Below are 23,326 nucleotides of genomic sequence, written 5' to 3'. Positions count from 1 at the left end.
TGAATAATATTTAACGAATGTACGAATACATTCGTACATTGCACCCGAATTAAAAAACGTCCATATCATGAAAAATATATTATTTATCACTTTCATAAAGTGTTTCATATGCCTAAACTTGATGGCCCAAATACCATTAACAACGCTTCCAAGTGGCGGTAATAAAAGAGCCAGTGTCTCAGAATGGGTAGGTTTAACCGAAGTTAAAATAGACTATAGCCGTCCTGGAGTAAAAGGTAGAGAAGGAAAAATTTGGGGCGAATTAATACCCTATGGAATGACTGATCCTGGATTTGGAAATAGTAAAGCTGCACCTTGGAGAGCTGGCGCAAATGAAAATACAACCATCTCCTTTTCCAAAGATGTTAAAATTGAAGGAAACGAATTGCCAGCTGGCAAATATGGATTTTTTATTTTATTTGATAGCCTTTATAGCACCCTTATTTTTTCAAAAAATGCTGAATCCTGGGGACATTTTTTCTATACTGAAAAAGAAGATATATTAAGGATTAAAATCAAGCCACAAAAGCAAGAAACAAATACTGAGTGGTTAGAATACAAGTTTATAAATCAAAAAGAAGATGCCGCTACGATTGCAATATCCTGGGAAAAACTACAATTCACTTTTAACGTTCAATCTAATTACCTCCTTGACCAAATCCAAGTATTCAGAAATGAATTAAGAACTGAAAGAGGATTTTTGTGGGAGAGTTGGAACCAGGCAGCACAATGGTGCGTCCAAAAGAATATAAATTTAGATGAAGCCTTGCAGTGGGCTGACACAGCGACAAGCACCATCTTTGGGGGTGATAAGAGCTTTCAAGCATATATTACCAAATCTCAAGTATTACAAAAACTAAATCGAATTGAGGAGTCAACAGAAATCATGAAAAGGGCTCTTCCAAAGGGCAACATGTTTGAAATTCATCAATATGGAAAACAGTTAATAAGCATGAAATTACCTATAGATGCAATGGAAATATTTAAATATAATTTTGAAAAATATCCAAACACCTTTACGACGTTGGTTGGCATGACTCGCGGAAATGCTGCAATGGGTGATTACGATAAGGCTTTAAAATTTGCGCTAAAAGCATTACCGCTTGCACCAGATTCTGCCAATAAAATAAATTTAGAATCTATGATTAAAAAATTGACCGAAAAGAAAGATATAAATTAAAACAGTATACAAAAACTGAAATAATCAAATCCATAATTTCTAAGTACTCAAAGATAAATACTGACCGTTTAGTACTAAGCATTTTATGAAAGCAAATAAAATTACCTTGTCCTTGCTATTTGATGCTATTAATAACTTACAATTTGTTTGTTTAAATAAATTCAAACCAACTGCATTGCAACAACAGTAGTTTAGATCTTAATAAATAGAAATGTTTCAAATTTAATCGCGACCATTTGCAAATAGAAAAACATAACTAGCGGCTACTGCTCCTATAATTTCGCCGACTATATAAATCCATAAATTATTAAAGCCTGAAATATTACTAATCCCAAGACTAAAGGCAACAGCCGGATTAAAAGCTCCACCAGAGATTGGACCGAATGCAAAAGCAGACGCTGTAAGTGTCATTCCTATTGCTAGTCCGTAAAATGAATTCCCTTCAGTATCTTTTGAAGTCGCTACGTTTAAGACCACCCAAGACCAGGCAAAAGTGCCTAATGCTTCTGCAAGAATTGCTTGAGAACCTGTCAGTGATAAATCGATTCCATGTCCAACTTTATCAAATAAAAATCCACTACACAATAAGGCTGCTAAACTAGCTCCCAAAAACTGTGCGAAAATATATCCTGGCACATCGGAAGCTGCGCATTTCCCTCTAAGAAAAACAGCCATTGTAATGGCCGGATTATAATGTGCTCCGGAAATATGCCCTCCAGCAAAAACCATAATCATTAACATGGCACCGATTCCAATTGGAGCAAGATTACCAGCATCCCCTAACACACAAAGTTGTACTGCCAATACCAGGAAAAAAGTTCCAATAAATTCAGTTACTAGTTTTTTCATTTTTGCGAATTTATTAAATTAGAATAAAAAAAATCAACGAATCCTCAAAATCAAATAAATGCAATATTAAAATGATTCCAGGATCAAAAAAAATTAACTTTAGGCCTAATCCATTTTTAAAATTCAAAACTTAAAAGGTCTCTTATTTGTTCGAAATTCCAAAATACGTTTTCTCCCAATTGATTGCGAGTAAAATTCTCCGATCTTTACACTTATCTTTAAGATTAAGATTTTAATAAATCAAATAATTTGGTATAAAAGTATTTCTTTTTACGTTAGCGCTTCATAAATGAGTCAAAAATCACTTGAAAACTATATGAGATATTGCTTTTATCTAGCAGAACTAGGTAAAGGGACTGTTTCACCAAATCCTCAAGTTGGTTCTATTTTAGTATTTAAGGATCGTATTATTGGCGAAGGTTACCATAAAGTATATGGTGGACCCCATGCAGAAGTAAATGCAATTCATGCTGTCCATCCGAAAGACCTTGATTTAATTCCAAAATCCACGCTTTATGTAAGCTTGGAACCTTGCAATCATTATGGCAAAACGGGTCCATGTACTGATTTTATTATAAAAAATAAAATAGAAAAGCTTGTTTTTGGAGCGTATGATCCAAATCCAAAAATGGCTGGCAAAAGCATCGCATACCTAAAACAGCAAGGGTTAGAAGTGATTGGCCCTGTGCTTGAAAGGAATGGTCAAAATCGCATCCGGGAATTTGAAACAAATATACTTTATAAAAGACCTTATATCATCTTGAAATTTGCCCAATCTGCTGATTTTTTCATAGGAAAAACTCGACAAACGGTGAAAATTAGTAATTCCTATTCTGATCTATTAGTTCATAAGTGGCGATCTGAAACCGATGGTATCTTAGTTGGATCAAATACCATCAAAATTGATAATCCATTGCTTACAACAAGATTTTGGCCAGGTAAAAATCCAGTTAGGATCGTTTTAGGTCGATTTAGTGCCTCAGAAAAAATGGATTTCAATGCTTTTAACAAATCTACCTTAAGCTACGATCTCAATGACCTTAAATTTGAATCCGATCAAAATCCAGAGACTTTATTAGAAAAATTAATCCATTTAGGCATTGGAACCCTTTTAGTTGAAGGAGGTGCAAAGACAATTCAATATTTTTACAAATCAGGATTTTGGGATGAAGCCCGCATTATTACGAATACTGCACTCTATTTAAAGGAAGGAATTGAAGCTCCTTCGATTCAAGGATTCCTAGAGAATAGCCTAATATTAGATAAAGATGTAATACATTATCTCACGAAAACCAATAATCTTAGTTAAAGTTGTTTTAAAGTGAAGCCATTAAAAACCTTTATGCTTGTTATTTCGGTTACTTCATTGTTATTTTGTCGTCTATTATATAAAAATACTATCTAAGAATGAATCATTCGTCAACTAAGTTTACCCTGTCTGGAGCGCTCATCCTGGTTTTCTTGTTTTCAACCGTTTCTATTTCTTACACTCAAGAAAAAATCAATTGGGTTAATTGGGACCAGGCACAAAGCTTGATGAAAAAGCAAAAACGTAAAATTATGGTCGACGTTTTTACAGATTGGTGTGGATGGTGTAAACGAATGGATGCTTCTACCTTTCAGGATCCTAGAATCATAAAATATTTAAACAAAAACTATTACGCAGTAAAATTTAACGCAGAGCAAAAAGAAGATATTACTTTTAAATCTAAAGTTTACAAGTATATGCCAAGTGGCAATCGCGGTGTTCATCAATTGGCAATTGAAATTACGAATGGACAACTCTCCTATCCTACCTTTGTTTTTATGGATGAAGATTTTAAAACGATACAACCATTACCTGGTTATCAGGATGCAGATACCTTTGAAATTATTTCAAATTATTTTGGAGGTAATCATTATAAAACTACCCCTTACCAAAATTTTCAGGAATCCTTTAAACCTGGACCAAAAAAATAATTTTATAAACTCAATTTAACCGGTAACAAGAATTAATAAATTAATTGCATTGGTTTATTTTAGACCCTATTTTGTCATTGATTCTGTTTCCAAACAAATTTAGTAAAATCAAAACCAAGTTTTCTTTCTGGTGGTACTTGTTTTAATGCCAAACATACCTAACAAACCTCTTGTCAATTCTCTGGCTACAGTTCTACCTACCTGGCGTGTGACGGTACTGTCTATTACCTTTTCCAGAACGGATTTACCTTTTCTTTTTTCTGTAGCAGGAGCTTCTTTTTCATCCACTTGTTCCATTTTTTGCAACAGGATCTCAGCTGCACTTTCTCTGTTTATAACCTCATTATAGTATGCTGCAATTTCAGATTTACGAATAATTTCTTTCAATTCATCCTCAGACACTATATCCATTCTCGATTCTGGTGCGCGCATCATCGTATGCACTAATGGAGTTGGAATTCCCTTTTCATTCAACCCGGTAACAAACGCTTCACCAATTCCTAGCTGGGTTATTAATTCAGCTACATCATAAAACTTAGTTTCTGGATAATTCTCGGCTGCCATTTTAATAGCTTTCCTGTCTTTAGCTGTAAATGCTCTAAGTGCATGTTGCACTTTAAGCCCTAATTGAGCTAATATCGATTCCGGAATATCAATTGGATTTTGGGTTATAAAAAACAAACCAATTCCTTTTGATCGAATAAGTTTAATAACCGTTTCCAATTGATTTAACAAGGCCGAACTTGCCTCTTCAAATAACAAATGCGCTTCATCAATAAAAAATACTAACTTCGGTTTATCCTGATCTCCCAATTCCGGGAATTTAGAATAAATTTCTGCTAACATTTGCAGCATATACGTGCTAAAAAGTTTAGGTTTATCCTGAATATCTGTAACTCTTAAAATGCTAATTACTCCCCTGCCCTTTGAATCTTGCCTAACAAGATCTTCGACTTCAAAAGAACGCTCGCCAAAAAATGCAGTCGCTCCTTGTTGTTCTAGTTCTATAATTTTTCTTAGTATGGTACCTGTTGATACCGTAGAAAATGATCCAAATTCTTTTTCAATGATTTCTTTTCCTTCATCACCAATATATTGGATTACTTTTTTCAAATCTTCAAGATCCAAGAGTAAAAGTCCATTGTCGTCACAAAATTTAAAGATCATTGATAATACACTTTCCTGCGTATCATTCAAACCTAAAATTTTCGAAAATAAGACAGGCCCAAATTCTGAAACAGTAGCTCGCAATTTTGTGCCTGCTTCCGAGGATATACTGAGAAATTCAATGAAATTATCCCTTGGATTCCATTCAATACCAATTGCCTTGTGCCGGTCTTCAATTTTAGAATTTAGAACACCTTGTTTTGCAATGCCACTTAAGTCACCTTTGATATCCATTAATACACAGGAAACACCATGAGCAGAAATTTGCTCTGCTAATACTTGTAGCGTTTTGGTTTTTCCTGTACCTGTAGCTCCGGCAATCAATCCATGCCGGTTTAACATTTTTAATGAAAGATTCACTTTCGCATCTGGTATTACTTCAGACCCAATCATGGCTGATCCCAAACTAATACCAATACCTTGAAATTGATATGCTTTTATAATTTGTTCTGAAAATATCTCCTTCATAAAACTGTATTCAAATAAAATAACAAATAATTGAATTGCTGCCTTGATACAAAGATACAAGTCAAATCACTTTCAAAAGAAATTGGTTTCAATGGGTAATTTATAAATGATTCCATAAATCCTTAATCAGCAATATCTGAAACTAAATAAATAAGTTCTGGGGTTCAATAAACTTAAGCTTTAAACTTGCGGATTAACATAGCCGTAGGCTAGCTTCGCTTCGTGGTATTATTGATTTTCATATTCAGCGTACTGTTTGGTTTACCGGTTTTAGGTCAGCACTCTATCTTGTCTTCAGGGATTAGCTCAAGTTCTAGGGGTGCTGGCCAAACCGGAATTTGCACCTGGAATTCATTAAATAGCTTGATGAATCCAGCTCATTTAGGGAGTCTTAAAACAATAAATTTCCAATTCGAATCCTATAACTATTTTTTGGTAAACGGAATTTTTGAAACTAGCTTTAACATGAGTCTCCCAATAAAAAAAGCATCGGGTATAGGGTTTGAAATGGCCGTTGATGGTAGTAATGAACTAAAAGATTTATTGTTCTTGATAAGTTATGGAAAAAAATTAAACGAAAAAACAAATCTTGGAATTAGCGCTGGATATATTCATACGCAAACACCAGAAAGTAATGATTTAATGAATATCACTTATGCTGTTGGCTTACAAACTAAGCTTCTTCCCAATCTTCTTGTTGGCTTTGTAATCAAAAATCCACTGCCTATCCAAAGTAAATCTCTATATGCTTATCCCGCTGTTTTCAAATTTGGATTCAACTATCAGGTGAATGAAACCTTTCATATCCTGGTTGAAATACAAAAACATGGAATTCTTAAACAAACCCTTCATTTTGGATTCATATACACACCCATTTATGGCCGTGCTGTAATTTGCGGTATAAATACTTCCGGACCAATGTATAGCTTTGCATTCCAATTGCAACTCAGAAAACGATACCAGATGACCTCCGCCATAGAATATCACATCCCTTTAGGTATGAGCCCTTCGATTGGATTATCTATATCACTAAACTAATAATTTTAAATGAGAGTTCTGCTTGTAAGTGCTACTGAAAATGAAATCAAACCTTGTCTAAACCATTTTGAAGATACCTGGAAAAAAAATTCGTTTCTCGAATATGAAAAAGATGGACTTCAGATCAGTCCATTGGTGACTGGTATTAGCAGCATGATGATGGCATTTGCATTGGCTAGATATCAACAAATTCCAAAGCTGTCATTTATTATCCATGCAGGAGTATCCGGTAGCTATCATGCTACTTTGCCACCTGGGAGCCTTGTTGAAGTGATATCTGAAGAATGGGCAGATCTTGGTGCTGAAAACCAACAAGGAGAACTTATAGATGCCTTTACTTTAGGACTCTTGGATAAAAATAGATTTCCATATCAAAATGGTAAAATTTTAAAAACGCACAAAACCATTCAAACTAATTTAAAGCAAGTTCATGGATTAAGTGTTAATAAAACAAGTGGAAACCAATTCACAATAGATCAAATAATTAATAAATTTAACGGCGATGTTGAGAGTATGGAAGGCATAGGTTTATTCTATGCTTGCCGAACCCTGGATGTGCCATTCCTTTCAATCCGAAGTATTTCAAATTATGTAGAACCAAGAAACAAAGAAAACTGGCAATTACAAAAAGCTATTGAACAACTAAACATTGAATTAATTAATATTCTTAATAAATTACAATGAAACTCCTTGGATTGCTAATTGCTATTTCCTTATTATTCGTTTTCAAATTAAATTTATCCAATGAATTCCAGCAATAGAATAATGATTCTATAAATATCAAATGAATAAATCATGAATGCAATCCATTTGAAATTGCAAGTTATTAAAATACAAATTCCAATTTTATAGAAATTGCAATATTTTTAAGATCGCCAATCTGAACATTTTAATTTATAGATTTCTGATAGTTAATGAGCATACTTATTAATTCTGAATAACTTTTTTCTCCAGATTGTATACCGTGTTTTTTCAAATACCAATCATAAAACCAATTTCTTAAATTTGGTAAGATTTCAGGATACCTATCATTCGCAGTATCTATTTCAATTAAATCCTTTAATACGAGTGAATCCATTCCATTTCTTATTTCCTTAAATAGTTCAGGATGATTTTTACGAGCATTCGACAATAAATATCTCCAATAATTAATTTCCGCAGAATATCTTATAAATGGGTCTGAACTTTGAATACAAGCCAAATAGGCAATAAAATTACAATCTCCTTCATGAGTCCAACCCATTCCATGGGCAAATTCATGTGCCATAGTAAAAGGCTTTGACAATTTATGCAAACCATTATCTACCTGACTTTCACTTACAAAAGGCATATAAACACCGGATGTAGCCCAAATTAATAATGAACCTGAAGGCTTCAAAATCCGACAACGCAACTTCATAAATTGAGGGAACAGATGTAGTTTTTGGAAGTTATTGACTAAATTTCGAATGTTGTTTTCCATCTTCAATGGGTCCATATTCCAAGCTGTAATTTCTTCGGTGTAATCTGTTCTAAGTTCTTCTACTAGACAGGTATGCAAGTTCAATGTATTTACAAAATCCAGTTCGGTAATTGGATTTTGTAAACGCCACCGCCCAGCTAAACTGATCCGATGGTAATTAAATGCCCACGACCAATAAAACCAAATTACATGAAATGTAATCACTGAAATAAGAAATACAGACCACTTTAAGGTTTTGGTAATTCGATGCGAGCGATGCCATGTAACGAAACCAATACTAAAAATTAAAAAAACCAACCAAACATAAATCAATGGAAAAGGAACCCAGGAAAATGCCAAATCCCAAAAATCTCTAAATCCTGAATAAAACACTCTATAATACCAGTTTTCAACAAGTGTATTTGATGATTTCAATGCAAATCCAGAAAGAAAGGTAACAATACCAAAAACCATACAAAGTCGTATCATTCTAGATTGCAATAATTTATTTAAGTATAATTTAAGACTTTTAAGCATTCTATTTTTTGAACTAAAAAGCTGATTTTAATGTTACATAATAAATCAAAATTACTAATATATGGCTTTCGAATTTACAGATTCAAATTTTCAAGTAGAAGCACTATCACAAGATCAGGTAGCAGTTGTTGACTTTTGGGCAGAATGGTGTGGTCCTTGTAAACTAGTCGGTCCGATTATTGATGAATTATCCACGGAGTATGGTGATAAAATTCGCATTGGCAAACTCAATGTAGATCACAATCCTGTGGTATCCACCCAATTTGGCGTCCGGAGTATTCCTACAATATTATTTATCAAAAATGGCCAAGTGGTTGACAAACAAGTTGGTGCAGCAACAAAAGCGACCTTAAAGTCTAAATTAGAAGCAATTATTTAATAATCATAAATAACAAAATACGGCCCTTATCTTTGCTGATAAGGGCTTTTATTTTTTCTATGGGTTTTTTTGATCAATTTCCGGTACAAGCATTTAACCATCTGGATCTATTAGCTAATCAGGTAGTAGAAGGATTTATAATAGGACTTCACAAATCGCCTTTCCATGGATTTAGTGTTGAATTTGCAGAACACCGGCTCTACAACCAAGGAGAATCGACGAAAGATATTGATTGGAAGGTTTATGCCAGAACAGATAAAATGTTCTCAAAAAAATTTGAAGAAGAAACAAATTTAAGATGTCAAATAGTCATTGATACCTCTTCATCCATGTATTTTCCAGAAGAAAAACTAAAATCTGGATTCATACTTAATAAACTTAGATTTTCAGCACTTGGAGCAGCATGTCTGATGAATGTTTTGAGAAGGCAACGGGATGCTTATGGTTTGTCCATTTTTGATGACGCCCTAAGAATTCATACCCATGCTAAATCGAGTACTTCGCATTATCAATTATTATTAAGCTATCTTGATAAATACATGTCGGATGGAATCATTAATAAAACAACATCCGCAGCACCAGCCCTCCATCAAATTGCAGATCAAATTCATAAGCGGTCTTTGGTCATTGTATTTAGTGACATGTTTGATCAAAGTTCTAAGCTGGATGAAATATTTGCGGCTTTGCAGCATTTGAAATATAATAAACACGAAGTTATTTTATTTCATACAATCGACAAAAAATTAGAAATAGAGTTTGATTTTGAAAACAGACCTTATCAATTTGTTGACATGGAATCTGGACAACAAATCAAAGTACAAGCGCATCAAATTCGGCAACAATACATTCATAAAATTTCTGAATACCATGAAGAAATTAAATCCAAATGTCTTCAATATCGAATTGATTATCATGAAGCTGATATTAACGCTGGATATGACTATATCTTACAATCGTTCTTTGTGAAAAGAAAAAAAATGAATATTTAATTCACTCATATGCCAAAGATAATTTTATCTAAAATCTCACCGAAACCGCCTAAAAACGCGGACAAAAAAACGATTCAAAAAAAAACAAAAGAACTTGCTGAAAAAATTGGATTGTTTTCTGAAATGCTTTATGCAGAAAAGAAAAATGGAATCCTGGTTGTTTTACAAGGAATGGATGCCAGTGGGAAAGATGGTGTTGCCAAAACTGTTTTTATGAATTGTCCAGCATTGGTAATTGATGCGCATGCCTTCAAAAAACCGACGGAAGAAGAATTGGCACATGATTTTTTATGGAGAGTTCATAAATATGCACCATCTAAAGGTCAAATGAAATTATTTATTAGAAGCCATTATGAAGATATCCTTATTCAAAGAGTGCATCAATGGATAGATGATAAACGAGCCGCCATGAGAATGGAAGCCATAAATAATTTTGAAAAATCACTTCAGGATGATAACGATACTACAATTCTAAAATTTTACCTTCATTTATCCCATGAAAAACAATTAGAAAAACTTGAAGAAAGAAAAACGGACCCTTTAAAACAATGGAAATATAATCCTGCAGATTTTGAAGAAAGTAAACTTTGGGAAAAATATATGCGATATTATGAGGCTGCCATCAACGGTTCTGAGATTCCTTGGCATATCGTCCCATCGGATAATCGATGGTATCGAAATTATATTGTTGCTCAAGTTGTCTACGATAATTTAAAAAAAATTAATCCTGCATTTCCGCTCCTACTCGATGGTGGAAAAAATTCGAATTGATAAATGGCTTTGGTCCGTCAGAATTTTTAAATCCCGGACAATTGCTACGGATGCTTGTAAAAAAGGCAGAATTTTAATTCATGAGATTGAAGCCAAGCCATCTCAATTCATTTCTATTAACTCCCTGATTGATGTCAAAAAAAATGGATTTCGCTTTCAATTTAAAGTTATTAAATTGATTGAAAAAAGGGTATCTGCCCCAGAAGCAGCTATCTGCTATATAAATTTAACTCCGATCGAAGAACTTAATAAATATCAAGATTGGTTTACAGGTCAAGGCACCTTAGAAAGAAGAGATCGGGGTGCTGGCCGGCCTACTAAAAAGGAACGCCGTGAAATTGACCGCCATTTATGGGTGGATATGGATTGGGATGACATCGGAGAAACAGATCAAGAAAAATAACAAAATCTTTAAGTATAAAAAAATTAATAGCCTTGAATATTACCCTATATACTTAAACTAATCCTCCAATTCAATCACAAAATAATTTACCTGAAATTACATTGTCCTGATTCATAAATTGATACAAAATGATCCCAGTTAAATTTGTGTTTGATTCCAGGATTTGCATTCCTTTTTCAAGTAAGAAGTCTTGACTATAATGGCTTCTTCCATCTATACTTACCAGCTGCAATTTAATATACTGCTGTGTTTCTGAAGATACAAGCCACTCTATTTTTGAACTCGTTGCATTCTCACGCAATACTTTTGCTTGAAAAACATTAATACTTGATCCACCATTTGACAACCGATCCCGATCGCTTAAATTGGATTCTTTATGGACATTTGACACCAGGTCTCCAATTCTCACAGCTATAAAATTCTGATTTTCCATATCATGATTCAAGTTTTTAATATGGATGTCAGAAGGCATTATATCTAAGAATGGATTCGTTGGGTGATTAAATACAAAATCAGCTGGAATCATTTGCCAGAATTTAGGCAATGCATTATATCTTCTATTGATTACCACTTGCTTCAACAATGCATAATCATCAGGCGTAATTTGATGATCGCCATTTACATCAGCTGCGAAGTATGAATAGACTGAACTTAATTTTTGCTTTCCAGACAGTATCGATTTTAAATAAAATAAATCATTATAATCAATCGCAGAGGCATCAAATTGATGGCATTCTAATTTGATTGAATAAGCATTTTGTTGGTCTAAATTATCAAATTGATATTGAAATTTACTCCCTTTATCCAGAGCTACTTGCGATTGTAAATTTAAGCTCACAATGGAGACCTCAACATTTCTGGGTTGATTTGTATTAAAAAACAATACTTCTCCTTTTATCGACCGTTTTCCACCATGCAAATTTCCATCGCAATTTGGTATTGCAGGATTATTGTTTTGTACTTCCACGATTGTTTTGCATACTTCCTGATTACCTAATGAATCCGTAACCCATATTTCAACTTCATTCGTTCCAATATCTTTACAAACAAATGTTTTTGATTTATCCAGAACATCTTTTGAAAATGAAAATGTAAGTTTCTGGTTTGGACATTTGTGCCAGCTTCCTTTATCTAAATCTGATGCCCAAATTTGCACCATTCCCTCTTCCGGCACACCATCCTGATTTTGGTCGACAGGCATTAAGGTTACAATTACACCTGTTAAACAATATGGCGTTGGCTGAATTGTATTTTTGACTTGAATTGTAACTTCACACTTTACTTCTGTACCACATGCGTATTCCGCTATATAATAAAATTTTGTTATTCCATTTGGATAATAACCACTGGCATTAGCACCAGAATGAACCGCATATTTAGAAGTATTGTAAATTTTATGATAGATCTTACAACCCGATTCAAAGATTGCGGAATCTAATTGCACATAAATGCTATCGCAGTTTCTATTATTGATAACTAAAGTATCTTTTTTGCAATTCAAAACTGCCGTGTCACTTGAACTTATTAATTTAATCACTTGCGTATAAGTGAAAAAGCCCCTTCCAGGATAATTTATTGGATCATATTGACACCAATCTAAAATTTTCCATTCCCGAACAATTTTTTCACAGCCTTCATCTACCCGATACCGGGTATCTTTATATGACAACATAGGTTTTGCGCATTTTGGCGTTGACCAACTGGGTGCGTCGTATGGAGCTGCCAAATTTTTTATATCCGCTTGTGGATTGCAACTTTTAATTACTAAAGACGGTGGCCAATTGACATCCCTGTAATTAAAACCATCCAAATTACTAATGGTAATAACTTGAGTGCAGCTTAACCATTTCCAGTTTTCAAGATTCTCCACGCCCCAAACCCGTTTGATAGTACCCTTTCCGCAATCATCAATTTCAATAATTGTTTTACAATCATGCTGGTATTGGATTAGTCCATTGTAATCTGTATAAGCCCGTCCAAATACATTTAAATCATGTAAATAGTCCTCTTTGCAACTCACCGTTACATCTGGCGGACAAACTAAAGAAAAATCTGCAAATGCTTGATTATCAATACAAAATATGATAATTAAGCTTTGAATTACATTGTAAAAAGTTGATTTCATAGTTCCTGTTATTAGGTGTTTATAGGATTTTCTCTGGCAAACCAGATAAAGCAAATATAGAAATAAATTGTATACAAGAAAATTAGATTTAAATAAGGCCTCCAGAACCTCATTTTAAAATATGAGTTTCAATTGTGCAGATCCTGATAATAAAGCTAAATTAAGTAAAAATTGCGATGAATTTACTACGATCCATTGGAATATAGAATCTATAATAAGTTAGATAAACTAGAATTTAAAAGAAATTTAAGGTGCTAAAATTTATAAAAAAAACTGATGATTAGCTTATATACCTTAAAGAAACGAAAAAAAAAAGCCGGATCTTGCCTTGAAAGATCCGGCTACGTGAACGTAGTTTAATACCCTTGTTTTCTTATTCTGATCGGGTAATTTTTCCATATTTAAAATGGAAACCATCTGAGATCCGGTAGAAAAAGATTCCTGTCGAAGGGAATCCATTTACCGATTGCTCCCAAACCTGAAAGCCTTTGTCGAAAGAGCGTGTATTTGTCCTTAAAATATTTCCTTGTGCATCAAACCATTCTACCTGAATTTGAGTAGCCTGCTTTATGTTTAATTGAAAATTTACTGGGTCATCCATTACTGGATTCGGATATACATTAACCAGTTCAAATTTGTCATTCCTTTCTGAAAGAATTATTGAATTCCGATGATGAAGGATATTATCATCAATTCCAGATACAATTCCATCCAACTCACCAACTTTAATGGCTGTATAATCCATATGCAACTTAGAACTTATAATCGAACGAATTTCAGTTATACTTTCAAAATTATCAGCAAATGGATTTAAAGGATTCTTAAATACAAAACCTTTAGGAATAAACCTCCATTGGCTTGTCAAATAATCATAAGGAATTGTACCCAATATAATCTCATACAATAAATCGAAGTCAGTATCATTGACAACACCATCTACATTTATATCTGCTGCTATTATTTTCAATGGATCCGTCAATGTAGTTGTGCCTGAAATATGCTTTAATAACACAATAGCATCGTTAATATTAATTCCTTTTGAACTTAATTCTCGCTTTGAAAAACTTAAAAAATAATCTTGAGCTTTTATTAGATCCTTAAATCCAAAAGAACCATCTTTTAAAGATACGTTTTCCTTTTGCCATTGATTTTGAATGGTATCATATTTTGTTATAAACGTGGTATCATTATGTTTAACATAAAACTTGAGTCCGCGAGTTGTTACAATGGTGTCATATCGAGTTTTTATAATAAAATCTATTCTTGGTACAATTTGAAATGTAGATTTCATTTTTAATAGGACCTTAACATCTGGCAAGGATACATTTTGACCATCTGAAACTAAACCAGCAACCACTATGGTTGTTTGGATACTATCTTTTCGTTTACAATCAGGAATATTAGCATTATTATTTTGTACTTCGAGGTATGTCTTACAAAATGATTGATTACCCAAAGAATCTGTCACCCACATTTGAACCTCATTTTTTCCCAAATCAGCACAGGTGAAAACTTTTGATTTAAAATTTGTATCCGCTGAAAATGAATATTTCAAATTTTTATATCCGCAGGGATGATATGAACCTAAATTAAAATCTTTAGCCCAAATTTCAATCATTCCATCATCAGGCTTACCGTCTCTATTGGTGTCGATTGGCATTAAAGCCGTAATTAATCCATTTAAACAATAAGGAATTGGTCCGATTTTATTTCGAACAGTTACTTTAACCTTACACTTAATTTCTTTACCGCATCCATATTCTGCGATAAAATAAAACTCGGTTGTGCCTAAAGGATAATCTCCACTAGCATCCGGACCTATGTTTTTTGAATACGGAGATGTATTTCGAATCGTAAGAATGAAACCACACTTAGAAATAGCTTTTGCAGAATCAAGTTTTACATAGGTTCCTTTGCAATTTACCTTTGAATCCAGGATTGTATCTAATGGACAAATTAATTTTGCTGTAGAATCTGAAACAATCAATTTAATTACCTGAGTGTAATACCAGGAACCAACCGCCGGATAAGCATTGGGTTTATATTGACACCAATCGATAACATGCCATTCCCGCAGAACTTTCATACAACCATCTGAAACTGTAAACTTACTATCCTTGTAAGAATACATTGGTTGACTGCATTTTAACTTATTAAAAGTTGGATAGTTGTACGGAGTCGGCAAAATACGAGGATCTGTACTCGGATTACATCCATCAATAGTATAAGCAGGAGGCCAATTAATATCAGCATAAGCAAATGTGGTCCCTCCAATTATTGTAATTACTTGATTACATTTTTGGATGACCCAATAAGGATCTTCTACCTCCCAATATCTTGTGATGGTCCCAATTCCACATGCATTCGTATTATAGATTATTTTTACTGGAGCGGGTGCGGGAGTCCTTTTATTATTAGACCACACATAAGCAATTCCCCACTTATCAAGATTGGAAACATCATCATAACAATTAATAGTTACGGAAGGAGGGCATTCCAGAAAAAAACTAAGGTCGTTTGCGATTAGTTTATCACACCAGCAAAACGAAGTCAATAACAGCCAAATGCAAGCATTCAGCCTTAAATAGGCAGCTTTCATATTTTGAATTATTTAAATTCTTATTAAGCTGTAATTGGGAAGACGGTGTGTAGAATCTGCTGCAAATATATAAATAAATGTAATATGTTTAGCGAAACACAAAATAAATTTTAAAAATATTTACAAAAAACAGGATTCGTTTGCTTAGAATCGCCAAGAACTATCTTAATTCAGGATTTTGAAACTTCCCATTTAAAAAATCAAATATTAACTGAATAAGCCTATAATAAGGTAAGGAGTTCTACTTTGTGATTTCACATTACAAAAAAAATGATATCTTTGAGATCTAAAGATGTCCAATTTAGGAACCAAATATAGAATTTCAAGAATTAAAAAGTACCAATTCGGGCTTTATTTATTAATATTCTATATTCTCAATTTACTTATTGCAACAATAGAAATTGGACATAAACATACCCATCAACATACAAATTGTCATTTAAATCTATCAACCACAGAAAATGATCCTTGTCATTTAAAACTGGTTCATCATGATCTCTTGAATGGTTGCAAACATGATTTCCATCTTACAACGCAGTCAAAACATTGTGGACTGTGTGATTTAGTATTGCATTTTGATACGTATGTATGCACTTCAAAATTAGTTAGTGAAAAATTATACCATTTGGAGGAAAGCATCGCTTTTGTCCTTTCTAAATCTGCTCGAATAGAGCTATTCGCTAGAACACGAGCACCACCCTACGCTATTTAATTCGAACTTTTTACCAAATTTTATATAGTTTTTTAAAAATTTAATTCCAATAATTTAGAGTTTAATTTTATATATAATATTTGAAAAACAATGGCTTATTCCTTTGTCTTAAAAGGATTCATTGCAAACGTATATTTTAATCCTTTACCTTAATTCATTCGCTGAAATCATTTAACCAAAGCAAAGGTTTTACCATTTACAGCAAACCCATAATCTATACTTTATGAAAAAAATAAATTTAAAAAATATACTCGTTTTATCAGTCTTTCTCCTAATGATTCCGTTTTCATGTTCTAAAGATCCCATTATAAATGAATCGGAGTTAATTACAACAGTATATTATAGTATGCATTCCACTACAAGCAATGATAGCGTCGTATTAAGTTTTAGAGATCTTGATGGTGATGGAGGACAGGTACCAACGATAATTGGAGGAAAACTAAAATCAAATGCAAGCTACAATTGCACATTGTTACTTTTAAATGAATCCGTGAATCCAATAGATTCTATTACCCTAGAAATTCTTCAGGAAGCGAATGATCATCAATTTTTTCTGACTCCTTCAAATTCACTAAATGTAACTGCAATGTATAATGATACCGATACCAATGGTTTTCCTATTGGGCAAAAATCAATACTGCAAACAGGGGAAGCTAGTCAGGGATCTCTTACCATCACGCTGAGGCACTTACCAAATAAAAACGCAGTTGGTGTCAAAGATGGTAAAATTGAGAATGCTGGCGGTGAAACGGATATTGAATTACAGTTTGATCTGATTATTGAATGAAAAATATGCTACTATTTCTGGTTGGATTCTGGACGATTCAACCAGAATCTTTAATTGCTCAAGAATGTAAAATTTCAATTTCAGGGAGCATTACAGATCCGCATGAAAATCTGTTACTAGAATTTGCATCTGTCTATATGGAGGAATCCAATCAATATGCTGAAACAGATTCAAATGGCTTCTATTTTATAAAAAATATTTGTCCGGGAGCATATCATCTGATTATCAATCATATTGGATGTGAGACACAAAAATTATTTGTTCACATTACGAAAGATACCATCATTCATATTGAATTGGAGCATCACGCACATTTTCTGCAAAGTGTGACTGTAAAAAGTAATAGAAACCGATCAGAATCGGCTACCCAAAATACAATTAAGTCAAATGAATTGAATAAAGAAGCTGGCAAACCTTTGGCATCTATTCTCGAAATAATTCCCGGAGTATATTCAATTAAAAATGGGTCTGGTATTGCGAAACCAGTTATCCATGGGCTTACCGGAAATCGGGTTAGCATTTTAAATAATGGAATCGTTCAAGCAGGTCAGCAATGGGGATCTGACCATGCGCCTGAAATTGATCCTTTCATAGCGCAACAAATTACAGTTATTAAAGGGGTAGATGTTATTGCTTACGGTGGAAATAGTTTAGGTGGTTTGATATTGATGGAACCTGGACCCATTGATAAAGATCCACACTTTCATGGTAGTACCCAGGTTAATTATCAAACAAATGGCAACCAGATTTATTTGGCTTCCAAAGTGGAACAATCTACACCAGTTTTTGATTGGCGATTGACTGCAGGAATTAAGCGAAGTGGTGATCATAAATCTCCTGAATACTATTTAACAAACACTGGTATGAAGGAATATAGCAGCTCGATAGAATGGAATAAAGACAAGCCCGGTAAATTTCAACACCATATATATTATAGTCTCTTTCATTCTGAACCAGGTATTCTTAGAGGATCCCATATTGGGAATTTAACAGATCTACAGTCCGCTATAGGAGCGCAAATACCTTACTTTACAAAAGATCATTTTTCCTATCGAATTGAATCTCCAAGACAATCTGTAACACATCATTTGTTAAAATTGAATCATCAATGGACTCGTAAAAATCAGTTTCATGAAATCGTTTATGCAGCCCAGCTTAATCACCGAAAAGAATTTGATGTGCGCCGCGGTTCCCGCTCTGATATTCCATCTTTAGATTTATTATTGCAATCGTATGTTACTGAGTATAAAAGCAGAATTAACTTAAATCAACAGGAAATCAATTACGGAATCCAATACAAATTTACTTATAATCGAAACCAACCAGGCACTGGTATTTTTCCATTAATACCAGATTATCTATTGCATAATGAAGGTGTCTTCATGAATTGGAAATATCATTTTGAAAATACATCGCTTGAACTAGGAAGTCGTTACGACCTAAGTCAATTAAATGTTGATTATTATAGCACAAGTGGTGTAAAAACAATTCAAAATGCCAATCATTTGTTCAAACATTTTTCACTTGCCGGAGGCATAAAATATAATGCTCATAATTTCTGGAATATCCGATTTAATGGTGGAATTACCCAACGTTCTCCAGAGGTAAATGAACTTTACAGTTATGGACTCCATCAAGCTGTTGCTGGCATTGAAGAAGGGAATAAAGAATTAAAGAATGAACATGCATTAAAATTAATTTTAACAAATACAATCTCTTTAGGAAGCTTTTTCAACATGGAGCTAAGCACTTATTATCAGGCTATCCGGGATTTCATATATTTAGAACCTCAAAAAGAATTTAGGTTAACGATCAGAGGAGCCTTCCCACTATTTTTATATAAACAAACGGATGCCAGAATTTATGGTCTTGATGCTTTATTTCGAATTGAATTTAATTCCAAATTACAATGGGTCATCCAATATTCTTATTTGAATGGTTATGATTTTAAAAATCACCGCGGGCTCGTTTATATGCCCCCCAATCAATTCGGATCTTCTTTGTTCTATCATCTAAAATCGATTGGCCGTTTTAAAAATGTCAAATTTGAAATGCAAGGTAAATATGTATTTGAACAATTAAATTTAGAAACGAACCAAGAGTTATTAATCGCCCCACCAGCCTATTTCTTAATCAGTCCATCGATTGAAACTGAAATAAAATTATTTTCTAAAAAATTTAAAATAAATGCTCAAGTGGAAAATTTACTTAATAGGAATTACAGAGATTATTTAAACCGCCTTCGTTATTTTGCAGCGGAAGAAGGTATTAATTTTAGATTAAATCTTAAAATGGAGTTTTGATTCATAAATGGATTACAGGCCTTTAAATTAAGTTTTTAAATATAAATGCGTTGTAATAATAATTTTGGAACTTTTTAAGTCAATTTTACATTTATATTTACATTCTTAATAAACAAAAATAGAATTTAACCATGATTATGCTTATCGTTTTAGGAGTTTTAGTATTCATTGCCATTTTTCTTTACAATGGACTTGTCAGTGCTAAAAATGCTGTAATGGATGCCTGGAGCAACATTGATGTAGCTTTAAAGAAGCGTTATGATTTGATACCAAATCTGGTAAATACAGTAAAAGGTTATGCAGCCCATGAAACGGGAACATTTGAAAGAGTGATCGCTGCTAGAAATGCAGCCTTAAGTGTACCAAAAGGAGATATCAACGGTCAGATTGCTGCAGATCAAACTTTAACCGCAAGTTTAAGACAAGTATTTGCTTTAGCAGAGAGTTATCCAGATTTAAAAGCTAACACGAATTTCCTTCAATTACAAGGAAATCTTAATGAAATTGAAACAAATCTAGAAAATAGTCGTCGATATTATAATGCGACCGTTCGCGAAAACAATAATAAGGTAGAAGGATTTCCTGGGGTTTTACTTGCCCGTAGTTTTGGTTTTCTAACGTTTGATTTCTTTGAAACAGACGAGCAAAGTCGGCAAAATGTGACTGTTCAATTTTAATTCGGTGTAAGCTCAGCATGATAAAAAAAACTAGCCTTTTTACAGGCTTTCTGTTGTTTTGCAACATTCTGTTAAGTCAGGATTTCTTTTATATCAAAGATTATTTTGTCGATTTGAAGTTGGATAAGAATGGGGATTTAGCGGTCACAGAACTCATTCAAGTATATTTCAATTCCGAAAGGCATGGCTTGATAAGAGAAATTCCATTAATTTACAAAATAAAATCTGACGATTCCGGAGAGTTCTTGGATGATTATTTTAATCATGAAGTTTTTATAAAGGATATTCAGGTTAAAGATTATAAATTTAACAGTCAATATTCACAAAATGGCATTAAGATTAAAATAGGTGATAAGAAAATATTCGTAAATGGTGATCAGACCTATGAAATTTCTTATTTAATTCAAAATGCATTGCTTACTAAAAATGGCAAAACTGAATTATATTGGAATCTGATTGGAGATTTTTGGGATGAAGAAATTCTACATGCTGGTTTTAAACTAACATTACCGAAAGAGGTACGACTGGATGCGCAAAGTTTCAATATTAAAACGGGTGCATATGGATCTACAAGTACTGATGTACGATCTAATTTCCAAAATAATATTATTGAAGGCGAGTCTTTAATCCCATTAGGCAATAGAAGTGGAATGACCATTTCCGTTTTAATACCAGAAGGTGTCATTGCGAGCTATCCATTTTATAAAATATGGTTCTATCATTTCAAGTTTTTAATCCTTCCAATTTTAATGTTGTTTAGTTTTTTTTATGCTTGGTGGAAACATGGAAAAGACACAAGATTAGCAGATATGGTTGCTTATTTACCGCCAAAAAATATGGATTCTGCTTTAGCTGGTTTTGCAATAGACATTAAATCAAATCAACGGGACGCCTTATCACTCATTCCATATTTTGGATCCTTAGGATATTTAAAAATTGAACATGAGCAAAAAAAAGGACTTTTTTCAAGTGATGAAATGACTTTTATAAAATTAAAAGAATTGTCATCAGATGCACCTGCACACCAAAAAATATTCTTTAACGGACTTTTTGAATGTGGAGATCGTGTGAAGTTAAGTTTGTTAAAAGACACTTTCTATACAACCCTTATTAGTACATTAAGTGCCATCAATGATGCAGTCATGAATTCTGATTATTTTACAAAAAAATCAGTTCAGATCTATTGGAATTCCATTTGGTTGATAATTCTTACAGCTGTTTTGAATGGGGTTTATTGTTTTTTTTCAGGTCGTTTTCTATTTCTTGCAATTTCTATCCTTTTAGCTATCATATTAGTTTTATTTGCCTATTTATTGTTGAAGAGATCTGAAAGTGGCGATGAATCATTTAAGGAGATCAAAGGCTTCCGAAAATTTATACGGCTAGCCGAAAAATCAAAACTTGAATTTTTAACAAAAGAAGATCCCAGTTATTTTGATAAGACTTTACCCTATGCTGTAGCATTTAATTGCGTTGATGAATGGTGTGGTAAATTTAATGGCCTTGCTATAGAACCACCGCAATGGTATGTTTCAAATGTTCCGTTTTATAATACGATGCATGGATTTAATATGTCTGCTTTTAACGAAAGCATGACCTCTTCGCTAAGCGAAATGAGGACTGTAATGTCAAGTCAACCATCATCCAGTGGATCCTTTGGCAGCAGTGGAGGCGGCGGCGGATCATTTTCTGGCGGAGGATTTGGCGGAGGTGGTGGAAGTAGTTGGTAAGGAATCAGTTAAAATAATATAATACTGTATTTTTGATTTGAATATTATGCATAATTTTAATGAAGACTAGCAATCTTTTAAATTCGGATATAGACTTGAGTAGCGCAATCAAATAAGTTTTAAAAGTTTAGAAATTAAACAAACCAGGTGACTTAAACTATATGCAACAATTTATTCAAGCACCTCTTCCTTAGCTTTTGATGGTTTGTGTTTAAACGGTACAAATAAGTGGATCCATATAGATCTGGATACCTTAAATAAATATGCAAAGCTAAGTATAAGCACCAGGGTTAATAGGAACAAAGCATAGTGCCAGTCGATCTTCAAGCCAATGATCAATATACCTGCAAATAGCAAACTAAAAAAAGCAGAAAAAATATAAGAAATAAACATTGCACCGTAATAAAATCCAGGTTCCCTTACAAAGGATTCATTGCAATGCAGGCACCGGGTGTGCATTTTAAAGCTAAAATCAAAAAATAAACTTTTATTTGGAAACAAGTCTCCTGTTCTACAAGCTGGGCAATTTAGGCTAAAGATGGAAGCTAATTTTGATTTCAAAAGTAATGGATTAAATTATAAAATGTGACCCTATGAGGAAGAATTTCTGCAAAGCTAATGAACATCTTTGAACATGAATGAACTAGATTTCAAGTTTTTACAAATTATCATGAATTTTATGTGCCAAGGATAAGTTGTTGTAAACCGTTTTTGTTGACCTAAAAAGATGGCAATTTTTATTTGAATCATCGTTTATGATTCAGGGCGAAAGTACGAGTCTTCAATTATTGTAGTCAAATGTAAGTGAAGCGGAAAAACGGCAAAGATTGGACTTATGTGATTATTTAATTGGACAGCGAAATCTATTGAAAATGGAATTGTAAAAGCAAATTGCGAACGAAGATGATTTGTATAAGCGGATTGTTGAGATTCTTGCAAAGAATCAATTTGAGACCATTAAAGATCAATTATAATAATATCTTTAAATTACGCAGCAGTGCGTTGCAAAATTCTAATTAATTTAAAATTTCATAAGATCAATTCGCCCAAAGTGGCCTCAGGTAATTGAAAGATCAGCATATCGAATGGCCCCAAAACCCACTAGTCAATGAGCTGGGGTATTGGCGAAAAGTAAAATATCATTCTCTTTATTTTACTTTTATAGCAAAAAGTGAAATAAGGCAAAATTTATTTACCATTGTGATTTCACAA

The 23,326-nt window shown here is 33.3% G+C and carries 20 protein-coding genes; 14 read left to right on the top strand and 6 right to left on the bottom strand.

Annotated elements, in window-relative coordinates:
• The first annotated feature begins 121 nt into the window (after positions 1-121).
• A complete protein-coding gene (locus IPO86_08685; GenBank protein ID MBK9728176.1) occupies positions 122-1,180 on the top strand; it encodes a DUF2911 domain-containing protein in 1,059 nt (352 codons plus the stop codon).
• A 222-nt stretch (positions 1,181-1,402) separates the two neighbouring features.
• Here the strand turns inward: IPO86_08685 and IPO86_08680 are convergent, their stop codons facing one another.
• Positions 1,403-2,029 (bottom strand): aquaporin, encoded by a 627-nt coding sequence (locus IPO86_08680; protein MBK9728175.1) that lies wholly within the window; start codon positions 2,027-2,029, stop codon positions 1,403-1,405.
• Between the two features lie 316 nt (positions 2,030-2,345).
• Here IPO86_08680 and ribD point away from each other — a divergent pair, with 316 nt between their 5' ends.
• Together ribD and IPO86_08670 are read left to right on the top strand one after the other, a co-directional pair.
• Positions 2,346-3,338 carry a bifunctional diaminohydroxyphosphoribosylaminopyrimidine deaminase/5-amino-6-(5-phosphoribosylamino)uracil reductase RibD gene (ribD, locus tag IPO86_08675; protein MBK9728174.1) on the top strand — a complete coding sequence of 331 codons (993 nt, stop codon included), beginning with the start codon at positions 2,346-2,348 and terminating at the stop codon, positions 3,336-3,338.
• 98 nt (positions 3,339-3,436) lie between these two features.
• The gene (locus IPO86_08670) at positions 3,437-3,988 is read left to right on the top strand and encodes a DUF255 domain-containing protein (protein MBK9728173.1); all 552 of its coding nucleotides are present in this window, start codon (positions 3,437-3,439) and stop codon (positions 3,986-3,988) included.
• A gap of 108 nt (positions 3,989-4,096) precedes the next feature.
• Here the strand turns inward: IPO86_08670 and IPO86_08665 are convergent, their stop codons facing one another.
• The gene (locus IPO86_08665; GenBank protein ID MBK9728172.1) at positions 4,097-5,623 is read right to left on the bottom strand and encodes a DUF853 family protein; all 1,527 of its coding nucleotides are present in this window, start codon (positions 5,621-5,623) and stop codon (positions 4,097-4,099) included.
• 465 nt (positions 5,624-6,088) lie between these two features.
• On the opposite strand from IPO86_08665, the gene IPO86_08660 reads away from it, so the two are divergent.
• The gene (locus tag IPO86_08660; GenBank protein ID MBK9728171.1) at positions 6,089-6,661 is read left to right on the top strand and encodes a hypothetical protein; all 573 of its coding nucleotides are present in this window, start codon (positions 6,089-6,091) and stop codon (positions 6,659-6,661) included.
• 9 nt (positions 6,662-6,670) lie between these two features.
• Complete coding sequence (mqnB, locus tag IPO86_08655; protein MBK9728170.1) at positions 6,671-7,345, top strand: futalosine hydrolase; 675 nt, start codon at positions 6,671-6,673, stop codon at positions 7,343-7,345.
• A 205-nt stretch (positions 7,346-7,550) separates the two neighbouring features.
• Here the strand turns inward: mqnB and IPO86_08650 are convergent, their stop codons facing one another.
• Positions 7,551-8,591 carry a DUF3810 domain-containing protein gene (locus IPO86_08650; GenBank protein MBK9728169.1) on the bottom strand — a complete coding sequence of 347 codons (1,041 nt, stop codon included), beginning with the start codon at positions 8,589-8,591 and terminating at the stop codon, positions 7,551-7,553.
• A 109-nt stretch (positions 8,592-8,700) separates the two neighbouring features.
• Here IPO86_08650 and trxA point away from each other — a divergent pair, with 109 nt between their 5' ends.
• The 4 genes from trxA to IPO86_08630 are packed head-to-tail and all read left to right on the top strand — an operon-like array spanning position 8,701 to position 11,181.
• A complete protein-coding gene (gene trxA / locus IPO86_08645; GenBank protein ID MBK9728168.1) occupies positions 8,701-9,018 on the top strand; it encodes a thioredoxin in 318 nt (105 codons plus the stop codon).
• Positions 9,019-9,077: 59 nt separating this feature from the next.
• On the top strand, positions 9,078-10,007 hold the full coding sequence (locus IPO86_08640) for a DUF58 domain-containing protein (protein MBK9728167.1): 930 nt from the start codon (positions 9,078-9,080) through the stop codon (positions 10,005-10,007).
• Positions 10,008-10,016: 9 nt separating this feature from the next.
• Entirely contained in the window at positions 10,017-10,778 is a 762-nt protein-coding gene (locus IPO86_08635) for a polyphosphate kinase (GenBank protein MBK9728166.1), read from the top strand.
• Positions 10,759-11,181, top strand: coding sequence for an RNA-binding S4 domain-containing protein (locus tag IPO86_08630; protein ID MBK9728165.1), 423 nt, complete (start codon positions 10,759-10,761; stop codon positions 11,179-11,181). Before IPO86_08635 ends, IPO86_08630 begins: the two co-directional genes overlap by 20 nt.
• Positions 11,182-11,251: 70 nt before the next feature.
• Here the strand turns inward: IPO86_08630 and IPO86_08625 are convergent, their stop codons facing one another.
• The gene (locus IPO86_08625; GenBank protein MBK9728164.1) at positions 11,252-13,306 is read right to left on the bottom strand and encodes a hypothetical protein; all 2,055 of its coding nucleotides are present in this window, start codon (positions 13,304-13,306) and stop codon (positions 11,252-11,254) included.
• 373 nt (positions 13,307-13,679) lie between these two features.
• Positions 13,680-15,905, bottom strand: coding sequence for a T9SS type A sorting domain-containing protein (locus IPO86_08620; GenBank protein ID MBK9728163.1), 2,226 nt, complete (start codon positions 15,903-15,905; stop codon positions 13,680-13,682).
• 292 nt (positions 15,906-16,197) lie between these two features.
• On the opposite strand from IPO86_08620, the gene IPO86_08615 reads away from it, so the two are divergent.
• From IPO86_08615 to IPO86_08595, 5 genes are all read left to right on the top strand, one after another.
• Positions 16,198-16,617 carry a hypothetical protein gene (locus IPO86_08615; GenBank protein MBK9728162.1) on the top strand — a complete coding sequence of 140 codons (420 nt, stop codon included), beginning with the start codon at positions 16,198-16,200 and terminating at the stop codon, positions 16,615-16,617.
• 223 nt (positions 16,618-16,840) lie between these two features.
• Positions 16,841-17,404, top strand: coding sequence for a type 1 periplasmic binding fold superfamily protein (locus tag IPO86_08610; GenBank protein MBK9728161.1), 564 nt, complete (start codon positions 16,841-16,843; stop codon positions 17,402-17,404).
• Between the two features lie 5 nt (positions 17,405-17,409).
• Positions 17,410-19,707 (top strand): TonB-dependent receptor, encoded by a 2,298-nt coding sequence (locus IPO86_08605; GenBank protein ID MBK9728160.1) that lies wholly within the window; start codon positions 17,410-17,412, stop codon positions 19,705-19,707.
• Positions 19,708-19,844: 137 nt separating this feature from the next.
• Positions 19,845-20,384: a LemA family protein gene (locus IPO86_08600; protein ID MBK9728159.1), complete on the top strand. Its 540-nt coding sequence runs from the start codon at positions 19,845-19,847 to the stop codon at positions 20,382-20,384.
• Between the two features lie 17 nt (positions 20,385-20,401).
• A complete protein-coding gene (locus IPO86_08595; GenBank protein MBK9728158.1) occupies positions 20,402-22,114 on the top strand; it encodes a DUF2207 domain-containing protein in 1,713 nt (570 codons plus the stop codon).
• 171 nt (positions 22,115-22,285) lie between these two features.
• Here the strand turns inward: IPO86_08595 and IPO86_08590 are convergent, their stop codons facing one another.
• Positions 22,286-22,675, bottom strand: a complete 390-nt coding sequence (locus tag IPO86_08590) for a DUF983 domain-containing protein (GenBank protein MBK9728157.1) — start codon at positions 22,673-22,675, stop codon at positions 22,286-22,288.
• Positions 22,676-23,326 lie beyond the last annotated feature (651 nt).

This window comes from Saprospiraceae bacterium (assembly GCA_016717265.1).
Classification (GTDB): domain Bacteria; phylum Bacteroidota; class Bacteroidia; order Chitinophagales; family Saprospiraceae; genus Vicinibacter.
Note: the sequence above shows the minus strand (reverse complement) of the source record. Positions and strands in the feature narration are given on the sequence as shown.

Bases quoted from the DNA above. Each gene is read 5' to 3' on its own strand.
- mqnB (MBK9728170.1), top strand. From the start codon at position 6,671: ATGAGAGTTCTGCTTGTAAGTGCTACTGAAAATGAAATCAAACCTTGT.
- IPO86_08680 (MBK9728175.1), bottom strand. From the start codon at position 2,029: ATGAAAAAACTAGTAACTGAATTTATTGGAACTTTTTTCCTGGTATTG.
- IPO86_08610 (MBK9728161.1), top strand. From the start codon at position 16,841: ATGAAAAAAATAAATTTAAAAAATATACTCGTTTTATCAGTCTTTCTC.
- IPO86_08615 (MBK9728162.1), top strand. From the start codon at position 16,198: ATGTCCAATTTAGGAACCAAATATAGAATTTCAAGAATTAAAAAGTAC.
- IPO86_08635 (MBK9728166.1), top strand. From the start codon at position 10,017: ATGCCAAAGATAATTTTATCTAAAATCTCACCGAAACCGCCTAAAAAC.
- IPO86_08600 (MBK9728159.1), top strand. From the start codon at position 19,845: ATGCTTATCGTTTTAGGAGTTTTAGTATTCATTGCCATTTTTCTTTAC.
- trxA (MBK9728168.1), top strand. From the start codon at position 8,701: ATGGCTTTCGAATTTACAGATTCAAATTTTCAAGTAGAAGCACTATCA.
- IPO86_08660 (MBK9728171.1), top strand. From the start codon at position 6,089: ATGAGTCTCCCAATAAAAAAAGCATCGGGTATAGGGTTTGAAATGGCC.
- IPO86_08640 (MBK9728167.1), top strand. From the start codon at position 9,078: ATGGGTTTTTTTGATCAATTTCCGGTACAAGCATTTAACCATCTGGAT.
- IPO86_08665 (MBK9728172.1), bottom strand. From the start codon at position 5,623: ATGAAGGAGATATTTTCAGAACAAATTATAAAAGCATATCAATTTCAA.
- IPO86_08625 (MBK9728164.1), bottom strand. From the start codon at position 13,306: ATGAAATCAACTTTTTACAATGTAATTCAAAGCTTAATTATCATATTT.
- IPO86_08620 (MBK9728163.1), bottom strand. From the start codon at position 15,905: ATGAAAGCTGCCTATTTAAGGCTGAATGCTTGCATTTGGCTGTTATTG.
- IPO86_08685 (MBK9728176.1), top strand. From the start codon at position 122: ATGGCCCAAATACCATTAACAACGCTTCCAAGTGGCGGTAATAAAAGA.
- IPO86_08595 (MBK9728158.1), top strand. From the start codon at position 20,402: ATGATAAAAAAAACTAGCCTTTTTACAGGCTTTCTGTTGTTTTGCAAC.
- IPO86_08605 (MBK9728160.1), top strand. From the start codon at position 17,410: ATGCTACTATTTCTGGTTGGATTCTGGACGATTCAACCAGAATCTTTA.
- ribD (MBK9728174.1), top strand. From the start codon at position 2,346: ATGAGATATTGCTTTTATCTAGCAGAACTAGGTAAAGGGACTGTTTCA.
- IPO86_08670 (MBK9728173.1), top strand. From the start codon at position 3,437: ATGAATCATTCGTCAACTAAGTTTACCCTGTCTGGAGCGCTCATCCTG.
- IPO86_08650 (MBK9728169.1), bottom strand. From the start codon at position 8,591: ATGATACGACTTTGTATGGTTTTTGGTATTGTTACCTTTCTTTCTGGA.